Consider the following 18,972-nt stretch of genomic DNA (forward strand, 5'->3'; position numbering starts at 1 on the left):
CCCCGTGTGCCGCCGCTCCTGCCCCTGCGGGCCGACTGATCCCGGTCGTGGCGGCCGTCCCGCTCAGCCTTCGCGCCAGCCGAGTTTGATGAGCAGACTCTTCGCCTCTTCCGCGACCTCCGTCTCGGCGACCACGTCGTAGCGGGCGGCGACGATCTGGCTGCGGGAGGCGAAGTCGCGGCGGCCTCCGGTGAACGCGTGGCCGGCGAAGCCGAAGAGCGCACCGAAGATCGCGCCGTAGAACAGGCCGCTGATCATCAGCACCAGGACGTGGTGGTTGCCAGCGGCGAACAGCGACAGGAGCAGGCCGATGAGCAGGCCGAACCAGGCTCCCGAGCCCGCGCCGGCCAGGGCGGCCCGGCCGCGGGTGAGCCGGCCGAGGACCGTCTCGACCATCCGCAGGTCGGAGCCGATGATCGCGGTGCGCTCCACCGGGAACTTGCTGTCGGAGAGGAAGTCGACCGCGCGCTGGGCGCCCTCGTAGGTCGGGTACGAGCCGACCACCGGCCGGTCGAGCGGCGCCGTGGGCGGATGCTGGGTCATCAGGGCTCCCTTTTCTCGCCGTTCCCGTCCACCAGGCTGCTGGGAGACGGTGGCCCTCGCAAGGCGGGGCATGCCGGCCGGGCGCACGTGCTGCCACGAGCGGCCGGACGTCTCAGTGGCCTCTTGGTGCGCGCGGGGGTGTCGGTGCCCACTGAGTGGGAGGGGGGCCGGTGGGGCAGTGGAGGGGAGGGTGTCCCGTGGCCGTCCCCTCGGCGCTGGGGCCTATGGCCCCATGGGCGTCCGCATGCCAGTCCGGGAGCGTACGGCTGTCCGGCGGGGGCTGGGGGGAATCATCCGCGGCCACCAACCCTTGGGTCGCCTCGCGGTTCCGCTGCGCGCCTGCGGCAGCAGGAGGTCTGGGGCGGGCGGAAGGTGGTCGCATCTCCGGACGGGCGAACGCACGGAGTGGGGGTGAGCCGCCACCCGTACGGGCCGCAGGACTCGTGGGGCGGGAGGGGCGGTGATGCAGTGGGACAGGAGTGTGCTGTTGGGAGTCCCTCAGGAGGCATCGGCGATGATTCGTCACCCACCCCGTGCTGCCCGGTTCCTCGCCCTGGCCCTGGCTGCGGGCGCCATGCTGGCCACTGAGGCTTGCTCGAACGGGAGCGGCGCAGCGACCTCTACGTCATCCAGGTCCGCTGGAGCTCTGACCCAGGCGGAGGCGGAAACTGCGTTGATCAACACGACGGATCTGGAGGGCAATTGGACGCGGGTCAACGATGCCGCCACCTGGCGGGATTCGCTGCTCATCGGCAAAGTGGATGCTGCGCAGTTCTTCACCGACAGCAAAACGACCGCTGCTGACTGCCAGAAGCTGCTCGACGTGCTCTACAGCGACGCGCTGTTGGGCAAGCCCTCCGGGGCACGTGCGGTGGCAGGCTTCTCGGGTGGTGGTGACGGCGCCCGAATGCTCTATCAGGTCGCCGGCCATGACCGTGGACAACTGGACTCGTCGCTGGCTTGGCTCAAGACGTTGCCGGTGAAGTGTGACCAGTTCACCGTCACGGGCAAGGACGGAAGTACCCGCACCGCTCAGGTCATCGAGACCTCGCTGCCGAAGGCCGGCGACTCCCGCCAGGGGTTGCGCCTGAGGCTTCAGGGCCCGGTGGGTAGCAACCCCGCCACGCTGACGCTTGATCTTGCCGCCGTCCGTGTCGGCACCAACGCGATCGCGGTGACGAACGGAGGGCTCGGCGGCACCGAGGCCGACTCCACCCAGCAGGCTGTCACTCTCGGTACGCGGCGCCTCAAGGATGTGCTCGCCGGCAAGACACCTGCTGAACAGCCGCCGGGGCAGCAGGAGTCCCTGACCCGGCCCTAAAGGCCCGGGTTCGGAGGCGGCGCCCAACTGGCTGCCGGGTGGGCTCCTCCATCCAGACACCCTTTTGGGGTCGCAGGGACGTGTGACTCACGCCCCGCAGTCCACACAGCATCGCGCTCGCGGAGCCGTACCCTCTGCCGGATTCCATGGAGTTCTTCCCGCCTGCCTCAGCCCGGATCCACCGGCTTGATTGTGGTGTGATCGGTTCGGGGTCGTGCAGGGCGTGTCGGGGCTGAGTTGCGGATTCGGGCGTGGGGCGGCCGCTGGTCTGCCCAGCCTTTCCACTTTTCCGCAGTTCTCGGGCCCTTTCGGGCAGGTCGGTCGGGGAGTGTCAGGGGGCTGGTGGCGCGTGCACGATGCTGAAGAGCTGGGTGAAGTCCGTGCTCCAGGGCCAGCGTTCGGGCAGGTGCAGGGTGAGGCGGCGGGCGGAGCGGGCCAGGCGGGCGGGCACGTTGATCAGGTGGTCACGGATGGTGGCGGTGGTCGCTCTGGCATGGAACGTGCCGGCCAGTGCGCCAGCGGCGCGGGTCAGGTTGTGCGCCAGGGCGGCCAGGGCGAGCCACGCGGCATTGGCCTGGAAATGCCCGGAGGGTGCGTGGGCGAAGGCGCTGTTCTTGACATCCGCGATCACCTGCTCGACGACAGCGTGCCGTCGGTGATCACGCTCGGCATCGTTCAAGGAGAGCGGGGAGTCGGTGAACGCGGCGTGGTAGCGCCAGGTGTCAAACAGCGTGCCCTGTCCGGCGGGGACGGTGCCAGTGCTCAGGCGTTTGACGCGGCGCACGATCAGACGGGCGGTGACCTGCTGCTTCTTCGGCTTGGAAGTGAAGGCGGTGTAGCCGGTCTCGGCTATCTCGGCGTCGGAGATCCAGCACTGGCCCTCCTCGTCCCAGACCGCCTTGGGGTACTTGATCGGCATCCAGGCGTCCTCATCGATGCGGGCGATGGCGGCCTTGACGGAAGCGTTCATCCGCACGGTGATGGAGAACCGCGCGCCCAGCGCCCGGCAGGAGTTGACGACATCGGCGCCGTAGAACGCCGAGTCCGCGCGCATCACCAGCAGGCCATTCGCGCCGCAGGCGCGGGCGGTGCGGATGGTCTCGGCGACGAACGCTGCCGCCCCGCGCGCGGAGTTCGATGGTCCCTTGCGCAGCCTCGTGGCGGCGATCACCGGGGCGGCCAGGGGTGTGGAGACGATGCCGAGCAGCGCGTTCAGGCCCTTGACCTTGCTGTATCCGTAACCGGTGCCCTGCTTGGCGTAGCCGTAGGTGCGGCGGATGGTGTCATCGATGTCCACGTAGGCGACCTGGTCCGCGCCGGGCAGCAGCGGGGCGTGACGGGCCAGTTCGGGAAGGAACCGGCGGGCCACGGCGTGCAATTGCTTCACATGCCCGTGCGTGAAGGAACGCAGAAACGACCCCAGCGTGGACGGGGCCCGCACACCGGAGAACAGGCGGCCCATCGCGCCGTGCCGTAGCCGGTGCATGTCATCGATGCTGTCGGCGCCCGCGACCATGCCGCCCACCAGCGACATCACTTTCGCCGCGGGGAAGGCACCGGTGCCGTCCTTCGAGGCCGGCAGACGGATGTACTCCCCGACCAGTGCGGGCAGACCGCACCGCTCGGCCAACCGCACCACCGGCTCCAGGCCGCCGTACGCGATTAGGTTCGGGTCGTCGAACGCGGATGAGACCGCCGCTGCGGCATGGGAAGATTGCATCTCGGAAGTGCCTTGCTGATCGCGCCTGATGTGGTCCTAGAGAAACCCCATCATCGCAGGTCACAAGGCACTTCTTCGTTCCCCGAGAAACTGTCCACAGACATCAAGCCGGTGGATCCAGGCTCAGGCGGCCCGCACACCCGACCCGATCAAGCCCCGCCGCTGACAAGGCTCATACCCCGTGGGACCGACGCCCGCAGTTCCCTCACCAAGGCGCGCACGGCAGCGGATCCGGCCAGTTCGGAAGTGGTGACATAGCCGACCTGGCGGGTCGGGCGCTCCGGGCCGAGATCAGTGATCCCGACCGAGTCCGGTGCTCCGACCAGGGACAGGGCCGGCATGATCGCCATTCCGTGGCCTCCGCTCACCAAGGAGAGCACCGCTCCGTCGTCCTCGGCCTCGACGGTTGCCTTCGGGATCCAGTCCTGCGCAGCCCACCAGCCGCGGGTGTACGAGCCACAGTTCTCGGCCCAGTCGACCAGCGGCAGCGAGCGTGGGGCGGCATGACCCGTCGCGTGCACCAGCGCATACGGCTCTTCAAGGAGCCCGCTCGCGATCAGACCAGGCGGAAGCGGCACCGAGCCGCCCAGCGTGGCGATGGCGATGTCGGCCTTCCCGTCGGCCACTTCGCCCGCGGTGCCGCGCCCCACCTCGCGCACGATCCGCACCTGCGGCTCGATCCCGGGGTACCGGGCGCGCAGCCGCTCCAGGACGGCCGGCAGCAGGTGGAGAGCCGCGCTGCGAAAAGCCGCGATCCGCAGCGGACCCTGCGCAGCACCGGGCCGGGCCGCGCCGCGCGCCTCGGCGGTCAGGACGTCCAGCAGGCGCAGGACGCGGCGGGCGTACGCGACGGCCTGCTCTCCGGCAGGGGTGGGGCGGGCGCCGGTGCGGCCGCGTTCGAAGAGAACGGCACCGATCCTGCGCTCGCTGGCGCGCACCGAGTGGGAGACCGCCGACTGGGTCAGACCGAGTGTGCCGGCCGCGGCCGAGAAGCCGCCGCTGTCCGCGACCGCCACCAGGACGCGCAGTTCCTGCGGGGTGAGATCGGAGTCGGTCGTGCGGGTCACGGGGCGCTCACCTCAACGTATGAGAACTGCTCATGGAACGGTGTGTCGCATGAGCCCAACCGGCTGCCCGGGGGGCGCATTCCCGCCCTACGGTCCGGGCATGAACGAGACCGCGCTCACCGTCCACCAGACCGCCCGCCCCCACGGCTTTCCCACCGCCGGGCACTTCGCCTTCGTCGAGTCCGCACTTCCCGGCCACGCGGCCAGCAGCGCGCTCGTGGAAAACCTCTACTGGTCCGTCGACCCCTACCACCGCGAGATGATGGACGACGTGCCCGGCGGCTTCGTGCTCGGCGCACCGCTGGAGGGCCGCACCATCGGGCGGGTCATCGCCTCGCGCACGCCCCGGCTGGCCGAGGGCGAGATCGTGTTCCACCGGCAGGGCTGGCGCACGCACGCGGTGGTCACGCCCGAGGAGATCCGGCAGCTGCCCCGCTTCGACAAGGTGCCCCTGACCGCGTACTTGAGCGCCCTCGGCGGCACCGGCCTGACCGCCTATGTGGGCCTGACCCGGATCGCCCGGCTCCAGGAGGGGGAGGACCTGTTCGTGTCGGCCGCCGCGGGCGGGGTCGGCACGGCGACCGGGCGGTTCGCCAGACTGCTGGGCGCCGGACGGCTCGTGGGCAGCGCGGGCTCGGCGGCGAAGGCCGCCCAACTCACGCGGGAGGTGGGCTATGACGCCGTCTTCGACTACCACGACGGTCCCGCCGCCGACCTGCTCGGCAAGGCCGCGCCGGGCGGCATCGACGTGTTCGTCGACAACGTCGGCGGCGCCCAGCTGGCCGCGGCGGTGGGAGCGCTGCGGGAGTTCGGGCGCATCGTGCGCGTCGGCACGATCAGCCAGTACAACACCCCCGACGCGCCGCCGCCGCGCTTCAACTACGCGGACATCGTGGAGAAGAGCCTGCGCATGGAGGGCTTCCTGGTCAGCAACTACCGCGACCTGCAGGAGGAGTTGTACGAGTTCGCGGTGCCGCAACTGCAGAGCGGCAGGCTCGCTCTGGACGAGACGGTGGTTGACGGCTTCGAACACATCGTGGACGCGTTCCTGGGCATGCTGCGCGGCGAGAACACCGGAAAGATCATCGTACGAGACCGCACGCAAGCCCATCCGTAAACCGGCACCCAAACTCCGGTGTCATGACGGGAATCCGTGCTGCCGGTTCACCAGAGAACTCGGTATCGCGGAGCGGCGCCGTTTCCAGGACTTCGGCACTGCTGCCCCGCGATCGGCCTCAGGGACAGGGTGGCGCCGTCGATCTCCGGGTCGATCAGTGCCGTCCGCTCTTATTGACGCCGTGTCATCAACAGTGGTTCAGTGGCTGAGCCACTGAACCACTGAATCATTGGGGGCCGGGGTGGAGGCACTGCCACGCGAGACGATCGTCGACGTGCTGGAGAAGCGGCTGCGCGAGGACATCCTCGCCGGGCGTCATCCCGCCGGGAGCTACCTGCCTCCCGAACGTGAACTCGCCGACGGATTCGGGGTCACCCGCACCTCTCTCAAGCACGCCTTCGGTCGACTGGCGCACGCCGGGCTGCTGGAGACGCGCCACGGAGTGGGTACCCGGGTACGGGATTTCCTGCGGCTGGGCGGAGCGGACCTCCTGCCGGTGCTCGTGCGCCACAGCCCCGACTGGATCGGTGAGATCTTCGAAGTCCGGCGCGGCATCGGTGAGTTGATCGTGGAACGCGCTGCGATCCGTGCCACGGCGGCCCAGGTCGCCGAACTGCGTCTGCTGCTGGCGGCCGTCGGGGATGCGGCGGGGGGCGAGCCCGTGCAGCTCGCGGACGTGGAGGTGCACCGAGCGCTGGCCCGTGCCACGGGCAACCGGGTGTACGTCCTGCTGACCAACACCCTGTTCAACGCGTACCTGCCGGTGCGCGGGGCGCTGGTCGGGCCCTTCGAGGATCCCTGGGCCGCTCATGACCGTCTGGCACCGGTCGTCGAGGCGGTGGCCGCCGGCGACCAGGAGGCGGCTCGCACCGCTGCGGGCGACTATCTGTCGGCAACGGAACGCATCATGCTCAAGGGGCTGGCACGCTCCGGCGGACGCGGGGAAGGTGCCCTGTGAGCGCACACGGGACGGTGTTCAAGGAGACCATGCTGGGCCGTGTGCGCCTGGCCGACGAGGACGGCGACCGCCCCGTGCGGCTGGACCTGCTGGCCCGTGCCGACGCCGTGCTGCTGCCCCACCGTACGACGCGGGCGCACGTGAGCGGACGGGTACGCATAGCGGGACGGGCCGACGACGCCGAAGCCGAGGGCGAGCTGGAGATAGCGCCCCTGTCGCGCCGCAGGATCCGCTACCGGATCACCTTCGTGATGGAAGGCCGGCGCCTCACTCTGGACGGCTGGAAGTCGGTGTCGCCCAAGCGTCCGCTCGCCTCGTTGACCGTACTGCCGTACACCCTGTACGAGGACGGTGACCGGGTGGGCGAGGGCACGCTGCGCTTCCCCCTCGCCACCGGCCTGCTGCCCTTCCTCGCGAGCTTCCGGTTCCCTCGTGCGGCCGCGTCCCCTGCCGACGGGCATCTGTCGTCGCGCTGGGACGGCACACCGGGGCGGACCGAGGTCTGGTACACGACCCTGACCGATCCGGCCACCGACAGCGGGATCTGGCTGCACCACGAATTGGTGGCGCCCTCCGACGGTTCCGCTGCCTACGCGCACGGCTGGATCGCCGTCTTCCCCAAGGACGGCCCCGCCGAACACACACGTTTCGGCCCCGTACCGTGGACGGCGCATCCGGAGGGCTTCACCGCCGAGGGCATCTGCGTCCGGCCCGGCCGGCTCACCGGCTCCGCCGGGACGTTCACCTGGGCACTCACCGAGAGACCCGAAGGTCCGCCGCTTCACACCTTCCCCCGCTGGTCCTGGCGACGTCCCTGGCTGCCGGCCTCGCACATGCTCCCCGCCGCCCGCGCCCGCTACAGCGGAACCATCCGGTACGGCACCGGTGAGCTGCGGCTCGACGACGCTCCGGGAGCCGGCGCCCGCATCTACGGCCACGGCAACGCCCGCCGCTGGGCCTGGCTCCACGCCGACCTGGGTGGCGGCGACGTCCTGGAAATCATCGCCGCGGTATCCATGCGACGCGGACTCGACAGGCTGCCGCCCCTGGTCTTCCTGCGCCTGCACCGAAACGGCCGTACCTGGCCTCGGCGCGCGGAACGCTCTGCCGTGGGCTGGGCGGGCATCGGCCGGTTCCGCGCGGACATCCGCCTGCCCGAGTGGCGGGTCGAGGGCAGGGCGGGCCTGAGCCGCATACAGGTGACGGTCACCCAGCCGCCGCAACAGACACTGACGCTCGGCTACACCGACCCCGACGGCTCCACCGCGGTCTGCCGCAACAGCGAGAGGGCGGACGCGGTGGTCAGCCTGGAACGCTGGTGGGGCACATGGCGGCGGGAGGCCGTATGGCGGCTGTCGGGCACCGCGCACGCGGAGGTCGGCGACCGATGAACTCCCGACGTCCCACCGCCTTGGCGGGACTCGCAGCCGCCCTGCTCGCGGACGACGGCACGACCGCGTGGACGCGGGCCGTGCCCCGCAGGGCCGAGACGCTGCTCGACACCATGCCCGCTCCGGTACGGACGGCCGTGCGCGCCGCGGCCGCGGCGATCGACGCCTACACCGTCGCCCGAACGGGCAGGCGGCTGTCCACGCTGAGCGCGGCGCAACGGGAGCAGGTCATGGGCTCACTCGGTTCCCACCGGGCCCTGCTGCCGCTCCTGGACGCGGTCAAAGTACCGCTGCTGCTGGCCGCCGGCACCGAACGGACGCTGCATCAGCACCGCCCTGCGCCCCCGGCGTCCGGCCCCGACGACCCGCCGCTCGACTGCACGCCGTCCCGCGACTGGCCCACGCGTTCAAGCGCCGACGCCGTCGTTGTCGGCTCGGGCGCCGGCGGAGCCATGGCCGCCCGGACACTCGCCCGCGTCGGGATGCGTGTCGTCGTCCTCGAGGAGGGGGAGCACCACACCAGTGCGTCGTTCGGGCGCCGGGCCCCGCTCGACCGCTTCACCGACCTGTACCGGGACGGCGGCGCGACGATCGCCCTCGGCAGCCCCCCGCTGGTCCTGCCCGTGGGCCGCGCGGTCGGCGGCACCACCGTCGTCAACTCCGGAACGTGCTATCGCACACCGGACCACGTCCTCACCCGCTGGCTGGACCATCACGGCTTCGCGGCGGCCGAAGGCTTCGACGTCCACCTCGACGAGGTGGAACGCACCCTGCAAGTAGCACCCCAGCCGTTGCAGGTACTGGGCAACAACGGGCTGCTCGCACTGGCCGGAGCGAAGACGCTCGGCTGGGCCGCGGCACCCTTGCGTCGCAACGCCCCGGGTTGCAGGGGCTCTTGCCAGTGTGTCGTCGGCTGCCCCACCGGTGCCAAACAGAGCGTCCAGCTGTCCGTGCTTCCCGAGGCCTGCGCGTCCGGCGCCCGTATCGTGACGGGCGCTCGCGTCCGGCGGATCCTCGTCGACCGCGACCGGCCGGGCGGTCCACGCGCTGCCGGGGTGCTGGTTCGCCGCCCGGACGGCAGCGAACTGGAGATCCTCAGCCCCTTGGTCGTGGTCGCCGCGGGGGCCCTGCAGACCCCGCCGCTACTGCGCCGCTCCGGCCTCGGGGGACACCCGCGGCTCGGCCGCAACCTCAGCGTGCACCCGGCGATCAGCGTCGCGGGACGCTTCGGCCGCCCGGTCACCGGCTGGAAGGGCGTCCTGCAGAGCGTCGGGGTGGAGCACCTGCGCGACGACGGCATCCTGATCGAAGCCACCGCGGCGCCGGCAGGCATGAGTTCGTTCGTGCTGCCCGGCCTCGGTCGCGAGCTGCGCCGCGAACTGGAGGGGACGGATCAGCTCGCGACACTCGGTGCCATGATCGCCGACCGGCCCTCGGGGCGTGTCCTCGGCAGGGACCGCACATTGCTGCGCTACGACCTGACGCCGCGCGACGCCGGCCGCCTGCTCCGGGCCCAACGGGCCATGGGCCGCCTGCTGTTCGCGGCGGGCGCCGAGGAGGTGCTGACCGGTGTACCGCAGGTGCCGCGAGCCCGCACCCCGGCCCAGCTCGAGGCGCTGCTGGACACGGTGACCGCACGCCATCTGCATGTGTCCGCGTTTCACCCCACGGGCACGGCGGCAGCCGGTGCCGACCCCGAGCGGTCACCCGCCGACCCGGACGGGCGCCTGCGCGGCGTCGACGGCGTGCTGATCTCGGACGGCTCCGTGCTGCCCAGCTGTCCGGAGGTGAATCCCCAACTGAGCATCATGGCGGCCGCCCTGGCCGTCACCGAACGCTTCGTGACGAAGGCGTAGTGCCCAGCCGCCGCCCTCCGCCGCCGCTCCGGCCCGCGCCTGCCGTAAACCCTCGCCGCGCGGTCCCAGTACGCTCCCGACGGCGAGGGCAGCTACCAGACGCTCAGCGGTACGTCGATGGCGGCCCCGCATACGGTCGGAGCCGCGGCCCTGCTCGCCGCCGCCCACCCCGGACTCACCGGCGCCCAGCTGAAGGACCTGCTGGTCAGCAGCTCGCAGCTGCTTGGGAACACAAACGTCCTCCAGGTCGGAAGCGGCCGAGTGGATGTGCCCGCCGCGCTGAGCGCGACCGACGCGGCGGGGAATGCGGTCACCCACACAGCGGTGTTGCTGGCGGACCCGACGCACAAGCTGACCGTGCGCATCAAGGACGCCCAGGGCAATCCCACACGGGGGATCGCCTATTTGTTCAAGTCCGGCATGGACGCGGCGATGACCGTCTACGTCGACGACACCGGCGTGGCCGAGGTCTGGGTGCCGGGCACGGCTCCATAAGCCGTGCTTCGTTCGAGTGATGTTCTCGACGGCCCGGACTGAACAAATCCCCAGCATGTGAGGTTTCTTCACCGTCACCCGGTGCCGGCGTTACGTGGGCTGCCGGCGTGAGTGTTTCGGGATCATGCAGTGCGTGGCGTCAGTGGAACGCTTTGTGGTCCCTGTTTCACGCACCCGAGCACTTCTCGTGAACTGCACGCATGAGGGGCTCACGCCGGATTCGGCCGAAGTGGCGTGGATGCGGACGACGCCGCACGGACGACCACGCGCCGGGGTGGCCGACGTCGTGGATGTGTCCGGGTGACCCGTCGGCCGGCACGGGTGGCTCGCCGACCGACGGCATCTACCCGGAGCAAGGGAAAGAAGGTACTGATGCAGACAGGTCTGCCATTGGCTGCTGTGACCGAGCCAGACCCGCACACCTCGCCATGGCCGTACGTTCCAGGTGGGCAGGCTGTGGCAGGGACCGCACGACGGGCGGCCGAGGCGGCCCGTGGAGCCGGGTTCTCTTCGGGATCCGTCCGCCGAACGGCTCCGCGAGAGCTGCGCGCGGGCCGTGGTCTCACCGCCCCCCGCCCGACCGGAGCGTTGCTGTGATCCCGGCTCAGAGGACGCGGACCGACAGGGACCTGCGGGCCGTGGTCGTCGGAGCGGGGTTCTCCGGGATCGGCGCCGCCGTCCGGCTTCGCGAAGCAGGGTTCAACGATGTGCTTGTTCTGGAGAAGGGCACGCAACTCGGCGGCACCTGGAGGGAGAACACCTACCCCGGCTGCGCCTGCGATGTGCCCTCGACGCTCTACAGCTACTCCTTCACCCCGGATGCCGCCTGGAGCAGGGTCTTCGCCGGGCAGCGGGAAATCCTTGCCTATCTGCGGGCGACGGCAAAGCGGTACCGGCTTGATGACATGCTGCGCTGCGGTGTTCAGGTGCTGGGGGCCCGGTGGGACGGGGCGGCCGGCCGCTGGCTGCTGGAGACCAGCGACGGGCCCTACAGTGCGGCGGTACTGGTCCTGGCCACCGGCCCGTGGCACGTCCCGCGCCGCCTGGAGGTCCCCGGGATCGAGGACTTCAACGGTCCCGTGTTCCATACCGCCCGGTGGGACCACAGCGTCGACTTGGCCGGGCGGCGGGTGACCGTGGTGGGGAGCGGCGCCTCCGCCGTCCAGGTCGTCCCGGCCATCGAAGCCCAGGCGGCGTCCGTGGGCCTCTTCCAGCGCACCGCCCAGTGGGTGCTGCCCAAGCCCGATCTGCTGCTACCCGCGGCGTTCAACCGGCTTCTGGACCGCGTACCCGGCGCGCGCGGCGCCCTGCGTGCCGGGCAGTACGCCCTGCAGGAGGGCTTTGGCTACGCCTTCCGCCACCCTCAGGGCGCCCGCCTCCTCGAAGCAGGCGCCCGCGCACACCTGCGGCTCGCGGTCCGCGACCGGCAGCTACGTCGGCAGCTGACACCGGATTACCGATTGGGCTGCAAGCGTCTTCTGACGTCCAGCACCTTCTACCAGGCCCTGTCTCAGCCGCACGTCCGCCTGCATCCCACCGCGGTGACCGCCGTACGCGGCAACGAGGTCGTCGGCGCCGACGGCACCACCGTCCCGACCGACGTGCTCATCGAGGCCACAGGCTTCCGCGTCGGTGAGCTGCCGCTGGCCAAGAGTCTGTACGGCACGAACGGCCGGACACTCGACGAAGCATGGGGCGGTGAACCGCAGGCGTACATGGGCACCACCGTGAGCGGCTTCCCCAACCTCTTCCTGCTTCTGGGACCCAATCTGCTCGGCGGCTCCACCTCCGCGATCACGGTCCTGGAAGCCCAGTTGACGTACCTCATCGCCGCCCTGGCCCACCTCGACCAGGGCGGCCACCGTGCCCTGGACGTCCGGTCGGCCGCACAGGCCGCCCACAACACCGCCGTCCAGGACGCGCTCGGGACCACGGTCTACAACACGGGCGGCTGCACCAGCTACTACTTCACCTCCACCGGGCGGAACACCTTCGCCTGGCCATGGTCCACCGGGCGGCTCGTGCGCCGACTGAGCCGATTCGACGCCGACGCCTACACCTCCGACGCCCCTGCCCGGCCCCTTCCCCTGCCCGCTCAGACAAGGGGAGCCGCGAACGCAGAGCAGCCATGACATGGTGCCCGATACCGCGGCCCCACCACTGGGAGCTCCACGACCACTTGATTCCCGGCACAGGCCCGGTCCGGTCATTGCCCACCAGATGACGCTTCGCTCACTGCACCAGCCTCCAGCCGCGCGGAGTCTCGCGAAGGCAACCCGAGGTACGGCGGATCGCCGGCGAAGTCGCCGACTGGATGCTTCCCTACGACCGCGAGCGCCGGCCGAGCGTAAGCTGACGCAACGGGTGGCGAACGTCTAAGGGTGCAGACATGAAGTACATCAGGCTGGGCTCGACAGGGCTGAAGGTCTCGCGGGTCTGCCTCGGCATGATGAGCTACGGCGACCCCGCCCGGCGCGCGTGGTTCCTGGACGAGGAGGCGGCCGAGCCCATCGTGCGGCGGGCAGCGGAGGCCGGGGTGACGTTCTTCGACACCGCGGACATGTACTCGCACGGCCTGAGCGAGGAGATCACCGGACGGCTGCTCGACAAGCTCTTCCCCCGCCGTGACGACTACGTGCTCGCCACGAAAATCTATTTCCCGATGGCCTCCGGACCCAACGACGGCGGCCTGTCGCGCAAGCACATCCTGTCCGGCATCGATGCCTCGCTGCGGCGACTGGGGACCGACCACGTGGATCTCTACCAGATCCACCGGTGGGACTACGAGACGCCGATCGAGGAAGTCATGGAGGCGCTGCACGACGTGGTCCGCTCCGGCAAGGCGCGCTACATCGGCGCGTCCAGCATGTACGCCTGGCAGTTCGCCAAGGCCCAGCACGTCGCGGAGACACACGGCTGGACGAAGTTCGTGTCGATGCAGAACCACTACAACCTGACCTACCGCGAGGAGGAGCGCGAGATGATCCCCCTCTGCCTAGACCAGGGCGTGGGCTGCCTCCCGTGGAGCCCACTGGCGCGCGGGCTGCTCGCCGGTTCACGCGAACGCGGCGGCAAGCAGCTCACGGTCCGCGCGGGCAGTGACCAGTACGCCGAGGAACTATACGGGGACGCCGACTTCGACGTGGTCGACACGGTGCGCGAGGTCGCCGGTGAGCGTGGGCTGCCGCCCGCGCAGATCGCCCTGGCGTGGTTGCTGGGCAAGCCGGCGATCAGCGCACCGATCGTAGGCGCGACCAAGCTGAACCATCTGGACGACGCGGTCGCGGCGGTGGGGCTGTCCCTCAGCGAAGAGGAGATCGCCCGCCTGGAAGCCCCGTACCAGCCACACCGAGTCCTCGGCCACTCCTGACGTGATGACGTGACTGCGACACCTGGGTCCGGCTAAGTTGTTCCACGCTCGTGAGTGCAGGGCTGGGACAGCCGGCGGGAGTGCTCGTGAGCGAGGCTGAGCACCACCGCCCGCGCTGGTCACGCTCGTTTGCCGCAGCTGGGAATCAACCCGCGTACTGGTGGGCCGAGTAGGTCAGGTAGCCCGCGTCACCGCCCTGGTAATACGTGGCCTCGTCGACGGGGGCGATCGGAAGCCCGCCCCGCAGCCGCTCGACCAGGTCGGGGTTGGCGAGGAAGGCGCGGCCGAAGCTGATGAGATCGGCGCCCAGACCGAGCCAGTGCTCGGCGTCGTCCCGGCTGGTCTGCTTCGGACCCATCGGAAGGACAGGGTTCACGACGAGGGTGCCCGGCCACGCTCGCCGCAGGGCGACGAGCACCTCTTCGTCGGCGGTGGCTTCGAGGTGCACATAGGCCAGCCCGAAGGGGGCCAGTTCGTCCAGCAGCGCGGCGTAGAGCTCGCGGACGTCGGTCTCCTGAACTCCCCAGAACGTCCCGCCCGGTGACAGACGGATGCCGGTCCTGTCTCCGCCGACGGCCTCGACGGTGGCGGCGACGGCCTCGACGGCGAACCTGATCCGGTTGACGATCGGGCCGCCGTAGCGGTCCGTGCGCAGGTTGGCGTTGGACGAGAGGAACTGCGAGATCAGGTAGCCGTTGGCGCCGTGGAGTTCCACGCCGTCGAAGCCCGCATCGACGGCGCGGCGCGCGGCTTCGCCATACGACCGCGCGTGCTCGGGCACTTCGGCGGTGTCCAGCGCGCGCGGCGTCGGGGCGGGCTGGAGTCCGGTCGGGGTGAACACGTCGCCGACGGCGGGGACTGCTGAGGGCCCGACCGGCTGCAGGCCGGTGGTGTCGGAATGTGAGACCCGGCCGCCGTGCATGAGCTGGGCGAAGATGCGGCCGCCGTTGGCGTGGACGGCGGCGGTCACGGGGCGCCATGCCTCGACCTGCTCGTCGGTGTGCAGTCCCGGTGTACCCGGGTTGGACTGCCCGATCGCGCTCGGCTGCACCCCCTCGCTCACAATCAGCCCGGCTGTGGCCCGCTGGGCGTAGTAGGTCGCCATCGACGACGTCGCCAGGCCACCGGCGGCGGCCCGGACCCGGGTCATCGGGGCCATGACCATCCGGTTGGGCAACGTGAGGCCGCCGAGCCGGTAGCTGGTGAAGAGGGTCGTCATGTCGGGACTCCTTCGCGTTCCGCCGTGCCCGCACCTCGGGCACGGCGGCTACGCTAAAACCTCACACTGACGTCAGAGGCAAGGGTCTGTGACGCAGAACTCAGCCGGGAGGACTTTGTGCGGATCGGGGAGCTCGCGTCACGCGCCGGAGTCAGTGTCCGGTCCGTGCGCTACTACGAGGAGCAGGGGCTGCTCACCAGTACCCGTAGTCCGAGCGGGCAGCGGCACTACACGGAGGGCGAGGTCGAACGGGTCGCGTTCATCCAGCGGTTGTACGCCGCCGGTCTGTCCAGCCGCACCATCACCGAGCTGCTGCCCTGCGTGGACTCGCCCAGCGAGGAAAACTCCGACTCTGCGCTGGAGCGGATGGCACTGGAGCGCGATCGGCTCTCCACGCACATCGCCGACCTCGTGCGGACCAGGGACACGCTCGATGGGTTGATGGCCACGGCCCGGGCACACCGGGAACAGCTGGGAAAGACTGCGGTCGGCTGACTGGGGGAGGGGTTCGTAGGCCGGCACCGGCTCCTCCGGGAAGCACGCAGCCCCAAGATGGCCGGCCCGCTGGACATCGTCTGGTGGTGCGACGACCCGACGGTGAAACCGCTCGCGGTCACGGATGCGGCGGTGGGGATCGACGTCGGCCTGGACCACCTGCTGGCTCTGTCGACCGGTGAGAAGATCGCCAACCCCCGGCACGAGCGCCTTGACCGCGCTCACCTCGCCACGGCACAGCGCCACTGTGCCCGCAAGGAGAAGGCTCCGCGAACCGGGATCACGGACCGGCGCAGGGACGGCCTGCACAAGCCGACCTCTCGACTCGTGCGCGAAATCCCAACGCTCGTGATCGAGGGCCTGACCGCACGCAATATGGTCAGGAACGGAAACTCGCCCGCGCCATCAGCGATGCCGCGTGGGCAGAGTTCCGGAGCCTTCTGGATTACAAGGCCGCCTGGTACGGGCGGGACATGGTGATCGTGGACCGCTTCTTCCCCTCCTGCGTGCAGAACTGACTGTTCCGCATCGCCGCGGGCGCCCGTGGCGGCCCGCGGCACAGGGATCAACTGCGGGGCATCGCCCCACTGACCGGGAGCGAGGACCTGCGGAGTGCTGACGGACCCGACAGGAGGTGGAGCCGAGTCATGTGGCCCCTTGGACAGGCCCTAGGGTGTGGTGGCTGCGGTGCGGTAGAACTCGGTTGCGGTGACGGTGGCGGGGACGCCGAGTTCGGTGGCGACCGCGGTGATCGCGTCGGCGCCGACGTCGGGGTCGGCCTGGCCGTCGGTGGTGAAATACGGTGAGATGAACGTCTCGTAGTGGGCCCGGACTTCGTCCGGGGTGTGGCGGCCGAGGAATGTCCGCATGTGCCGCACCGTGGTGTCGGGTTCGTCGTGAATCACGCGCAGGGCGCGCCGGTGGGCTCGTAGGACGGCCTGGACCGCGGGGTCGTCCGGGTCGGTGTAGGTGGGGTCGACGGCCAGGCCGACGGTGGGGATCCGGAAGTGGTCGCCGACCCAGCCCAGTACCTGCCAGCCGTGCTCGGCGGCTATCGCCTCCGGTGCCATGGTGCTGCCGACCAGGGCGGCGTCGATGCTGCCGTCGTGCAGTCGGCGCAGGTCCATGCCGTAGTCGCCGGGCGGGCGGACCACGGTGTGGATGTCGCGGTCCGGGTCGAGGCCGGCCCGGCGCAGCACGATCCGGGTGAAGCACCCGGGTGCGGTGTGTGGGGCGTGTACCGCCAGCCGCCGACCGGCCAGGTCGGCCAGGGAGGTCAGGCCGGGGCGGGCGAGGAACCAGAACAGCGGGCGGGTGGTGTTGACCTGGAGCGCGACCCAGGGAGTGCTGTCGGTCAGCCGGGACAGCAGTGCCCGGCCGAGCCCGATGGTGGCGCCGCGGCGCAGCCGCTCCTCGTCCCAGGAGCAGCCGTCGCGCAGTGCGACGTGGACGCCCTCGTCGGCGTAGTAGTCCTGCTGGTCGGCGATGTGGGCGACCAGTTCCTCGTGCAGGCCCCGCCCGACGTAGGCGAGATCGATCGTGTGCATGAATGTCTTTCCTTGATCGTGTCGCCGCCCTGTGCCCGCGCGGGCCGCAGGCGCAGGGCGCTGCGGCCCATGGTGCTGCGGCTCATGGTGCTGAGGTGACGGTGTGCCGGAGGCGGTGCGGCCGACGGCCGGACCCGGACGGTATGGCCCCGTGTGCAAAGGACGGCGGGGCGTCAGTACATGAGCATGCCGCCGTTGACCGCGGCCGTGGTGCCGGTCATGAAGGCGTTGTCCTCGCCGGCGTAGAAGGCGACCGCCTGGGCGACGTCCTCCGGGTGGGCCAGACGGCCCAGCGGGGTGGCGGCCACCTGGCGCTTCTTGTGGGCGTCGTCGAACACATCCGTCATGCGGGCCATGCGGGTGTCCTCCACCGGGCCGGGCGCGACGACGTTGACCGTGATGCCCTGCGGGCCCAGTTCCTGGGCGAGGTAGCGGGCGAACTGCTCCAGTGCGGCCTTGGAGGTGCCGAGCGCGATCATGTGCTCTCGGGGCAGGCGGCTGAGGCCGGTACCGATGTAGATGATGCGTCCCCAGCCCTGTTCGGTCATCGCGGGCAGGACGGCTTTGGTGACCGCGAACGCCGCACGCATCTCGCCGTCGAGCTTGCCGCCCAGTTCTTCCCACGTCATGTCCTGGAACGACTTGACCGCATACGGGATGAGCGCGTTGTGCACGAGCACGTCGACGCCGCCCCATGCCGCCTGGACCTGCCCGACCATGTTCTCGACCGCCGCCGCCTCGCGCACGTCGGCCTGCACGGCCATGGCCTGGCCGCCGGCGGCTTCGATGCCGGCCACGATCTCCCCGGCTGCCGTGCTGTTGCGGAGGTAGTTGACCACCACGCGCATCCCCCGGGCGGCCAGAAGGCGTGCGGTGGCCGCACCGATTCCGCTGCTGGCCCCTGTCACCAAGACCACCCTGCCGGTTGTCCCGGTCATGGGCCCACCTCCTCATCGCGGGCCGTCGGAATGACCGCCTCGAGTTGTTCATCGCCGGTGCCGGGGTGCCCGGAGTGTGCCGGGCGGATCGCGCCGTAGAGCACGGTGTCGACGGTCGCCCGCAGCAGATCGGCCGCAGTCCGGTCGAGTTCGCGCGGCAGTTGCGAGGTGAGCAGCCGTTCCAGCGCGCCGCGGGTGATCTCACTCAGCAGTTCAGGTGGCGCCGGCAGCAGTCCCTGCCGGTGCCCGTCCCGGAACAGTTCGTCGAGCCGCCGGTAGACCACCGTGTCCACGCGCCGCTCCACGTACTGGCGCAGCATCGCATCGCCCCGCCCCGCCGCGAGCTGGGCAGCGCCGATCCGCCCGAGCTCACTGCCCGCCGCGAGCAGAAACCGCTGGACCCGCACATCGAACGGCTGCCCCTGCGCGTCCTGAGCCGCCGCCATCAGCGTGCGCTCCACCGCCGCGAACTGCCGGTCCAGCACCGCGGCCAGCAGACTGCGCTTGTCCGGGAAATGACGGTAGATCGTCTTCTTGCTCATCCCGAGTTCACGGGCGAGATCGTCCATGCTCACCCGCACGGAACCCGGCGCGAAGAACAGCCGGCCGGCCGCCTCCACGATCACGTCAGCACGCTGCCCGCCATGCTCGGAAACTTTCGAAACTGATGTAGTTTCCATAGTTTCCATGCTGGCTTCCTGCCCCTCCGCTGTCAAGGCATGCCGAGTGTGCGGAACTGCGTGGCCGAAGTGGCGGAAGCCGAAGCGGAGGAAGAGGACGTGCACAGCCTGGACGCGTGGCTTCTGTACGCGCCGGCCGGAGCGGATCGCACGGGTTGCCGACCAGGTGATCGACGCCGGCCGCGTGTCCTGCGGCTGCCGACCCCGTCGGCTGGGGCCTGTCCGGTGGGTCGTGTGAGCTGGCCTGGGAAGCCC

At 70.5% G+C, this 18,972-nt stretch carries 15 protein-coding genes and 2 pseudogenes; 10 read left to right on the top strand and 7 right to left on the bottom strand.

The features are described 5' to 3' along the window. Positions 1-63 precede the first annotated feature (63 nt). Positions 64-543, bottom strand: coding sequence for a general stress protein (locus tag FNV62_RS45235; protein WP_054231705.1), 480 nt, complete (start codon positions 541-543; stop codon positions 64-66). 673 nt (positions 544-1,216) lie between these two features. On the opposite strand from FNV62_RS45235, the gene FNV62_RS45240 reads away from it, so the two are divergent. Next, a complete protein-coding gene (locus tag FNV62_RS45240; RefSeq protein WP_318658487.1) occupies positions 1,217-1,864 on the top strand; it encodes a hypothetical protein in 648 nt (215 codons plus the stop codon). Positions 1,865-2,195: 331 nt separating this feature from the next. Here FNV62_RS45240 and FNV62_RS45245 read toward each other — a convergent pair whose 3' ends face one another. Continuing rightward, on the bottom strand, positions 2,196-3,584 hold the full coding sequence (locus FNV62_RS45245) for an IS1380 family transposase (protein WP_144314448.1): 1,389 nt from the start codon (positions 3,582-3,584) through the stop codon (positions 2,196-2,198). Between the two features lie 149 nt (positions 3,585-3,733). Next, the gene (locus FNV62_RS45250) at positions 3,734-4,651 is read right to left on the bottom strand and encodes a LysR family transcriptional regulator (protein ID WP_143629432.1); all 918 of its coding nucleotides are present in this window, start codon (positions 4,649-4,651) and stop codon (positions 3,734-3,736) included. Positions 4,652-4,751: 100 nt separating this feature from the next. On the opposite strand from FNV62_RS45250, the gene FNV62_RS45255 reads away from it, so the two are divergent. From FNV62_RS45255 to FNV62_RS45285, 7 genes and pseudogenes are all read left to right on the top strand, one after another. Further along, the gene (locus FNV62_RS45255) at positions 4,752-5,768 is read left to right on the top strand and encodes an MDR family NADP-dependent oxidoreductase (protein ID WP_144316186.1); all 1,017 of its coding nucleotides are present in this window, start codon (positions 4,752-4,754) and stop codon (positions 5,766-5,768) included. Between the two features lie 241 nt (positions 5,769-6,009). Then, positions 6,010-6,726, top strand: a complete 717-nt coding sequence (locus tag FNV62_RS45260) for a FadR/GntR family transcriptional regulator (protein ID WP_143604022.1) — start codon at positions 6,010-6,012, stop codon at positions 6,724-6,726. Then, on the top strand, positions 6,723-8,117 hold the full coding sequence (locus FNV62_RS45265; RefSeq protein ID WP_225900616.1) for a hypothetical protein: 1,395 nt from the start codon (positions 6,723-6,725) through the stop codon (positions 8,115-8,117). Before FNV62_RS45260 ends, FNV62_RS45265 begins: the two co-directional genes overlap by 4 nt. After that, complete coding sequence (locus FNV62_RS45270) at positions 8,114-9,973, top strand: GMC family oxidoreductase (RefSeq protein WP_144316187.1); 1,860 nt, start codon at positions 8,114-8,116, stop codon at positions 9,971-9,973. Before FNV62_RS45265 ends, FNV62_RS45270 begins: the two co-directional genes overlap by 4 nt. A 78-nt stretch (positions 9,974-10,051) precedes the next feature. After that, positions 10,052-10,468, top strand: a pseudogene (locus FNV62_RS45275) (S8 family serine peptidase); the annotation flags it as partial. A 593-nt stretch (positions 10,469-11,061) separates the two neighbouring features. Then, positions 11,062-12,600, top strand: coding sequence for a flavin-containing monooxygenase (locus tag FNV62_RS45280; protein WP_143604025.1), 1,539 nt, complete (start codon positions 11,062-11,064; stop codon positions 12,598-12,600). Between the two features lie 257 nt (positions 12,601-12,857). After that, entirely contained in the window at positions 12,858-13,838 is a 981-nt protein-coding gene (locus tag FNV62_RS45285; RefSeq protein ID WP_144316189.1) for an aldo/keto reductase, read from the top strand. A gap of 145 nt (positions 13,839-13,983) precedes the next feature. Here FNV62_RS45285 and FNV62_RS45290 read toward each other — a convergent pair whose 3' ends face one another. Further along, positions 13,984-15,057, bottom strand: a complete 1,074-nt coding sequence (locus FNV62_RS45290) for an alkene reductase (RefSeq protein WP_144316190.1) — start codon at positions 15,055-15,057, stop codon at positions 13,984-13,986. Positions 15,058-15,174: 117 nt separating this feature from the next. Between FNV62_RS45290 and FNV62_RS45295 the strand changes: the two genes are divergently transcribed. Continuing rightward, on the top strand, positions 15,175-15,552 hold the full coding sequence (locus FNV62_RS45295; RefSeq protein WP_164657673.1) for a MerR family transcriptional regulator: 378 nt from the start codon (positions 15,175-15,177) through the stop codon (positions 15,550-15,552). 54 nt (positions 15,553-15,606) lie between these two features. Next, a pseudogene (locus FNV62_RS45300) lies at positions 15,607-16,055 on the top strand (RNA-guided endonuclease TnpB family protein); the annotation flags it as partial. A gap of 165 nt (positions 16,056-16,220) precedes the next feature. On the opposite strand, the gene FNV62_RS45305 reads toward FNV62_RS45300, so the two are convergent. From FNV62_RS45305 to FNV62_RS45315, 3 genes are all read right to left on the bottom strand, one after another. Further along, positions 16,221-17,099 carry an ABC transporter substrate-binding protein gene (locus tag FNV62_RS45305; protein ID WP_143629441.1) on the bottom strand — a complete coding sequence of 293 codons (879 nt, stop codon included), beginning with the start codon at positions 17,097-17,099 and terminating at the stop codon, positions 16,221-16,223. Between the two features lie 173 nt (positions 17,100-17,272). Then, the gene (locus FNV62_RS45310) at positions 17,273-18,037 is read right to left on the bottom strand and encodes an SDR family NAD(P)-dependent oxidoreductase (protein WP_097287648.1); all 765 of its coding nucleotides are present in this window, start codon (positions 18,035-18,037) and stop codon (positions 17,273-17,275) included. Beyond that, a complete protein-coding gene (locus FNV62_RS45315; protein ID WP_205523195.1) occupies positions 18,034-18,663 on the bottom strand; it encodes a TetR/AcrR family transcriptional regulator in 630 nt (209 codons plus the stop codon). The genes FNV62_RS45310 and FNV62_RS45315 overlap by 4 nt, the downstream gene beginning before the upstream one ends. Positions 18,664-18,972: the final 309 nt, after the last annotated feature.

Origin of the sequence: Streptomyces sp. RLB3-17 (genome assembly GCF_007113425.2) — a bacterium.
Lineage (GTDB): Bacteria > Actinomycetota > Actinomycetes > Streptomycetales > Streptomycetaceae > Streptomyces > Streptomyces mirabilis_D.

Coding starts and splice junctions, on each gene's coding strand:
- FNV62_RS45285 (WP_144316189.1), top strand. CDS start 12,858: ATGAAGTACATCAGGCTGGGCTCGACAGGGCTGAAGGTCTCGCGGGTC.
- FNV62_RS45255 (WP_144316186.1), top strand. CDS start 4,752: ATGAACGAGACCGCGCTCACCGTCCACCAGACCGCCCGCCCCCACGGC.
- FNV62_RS45235 (WP_054231705.1), bottom strand. CDS start 543: ATGACCCAGCATCCGCCCACGGCGCCGCTCGACCGGCCGGTGGTCGGC.
- FNV62_RS45305 (WP_143629441.1), bottom strand. CDS start 17,099: ATGCACACGATCGATCTCGCCTACGTCGGGCGGGGCCTGCACGAGGAA.
- FNV62_RS45290 (WP_144316190.1), bottom strand. CDS start 15,057: ATGACGACCCTCTTCACCAGCTACCGGCTCGGCGGCCTCACGTTGCCC.
- FNV62_RS45245 (WP_144314448.1), bottom strand. CDS start 3,584: ATGCAATCTTCCCATGCCGCAGCGGCGGTCTCATCCGCGTTCGACGAC.
- FNV62_RS45270 (WP_144316187.1), top strand. CDS start 8,114: ATGAACTCCCGACGTCCCACCGCCTTGGCGGGACTCGCAGCCGCCCTG.
- FNV62_RS45310 (WP_097287648.1), bottom strand. CDS start 18,037: ATGACCGGGACAACCGGCAGGGTGGTCTTGGTGACAGGGGCCAGCAGC.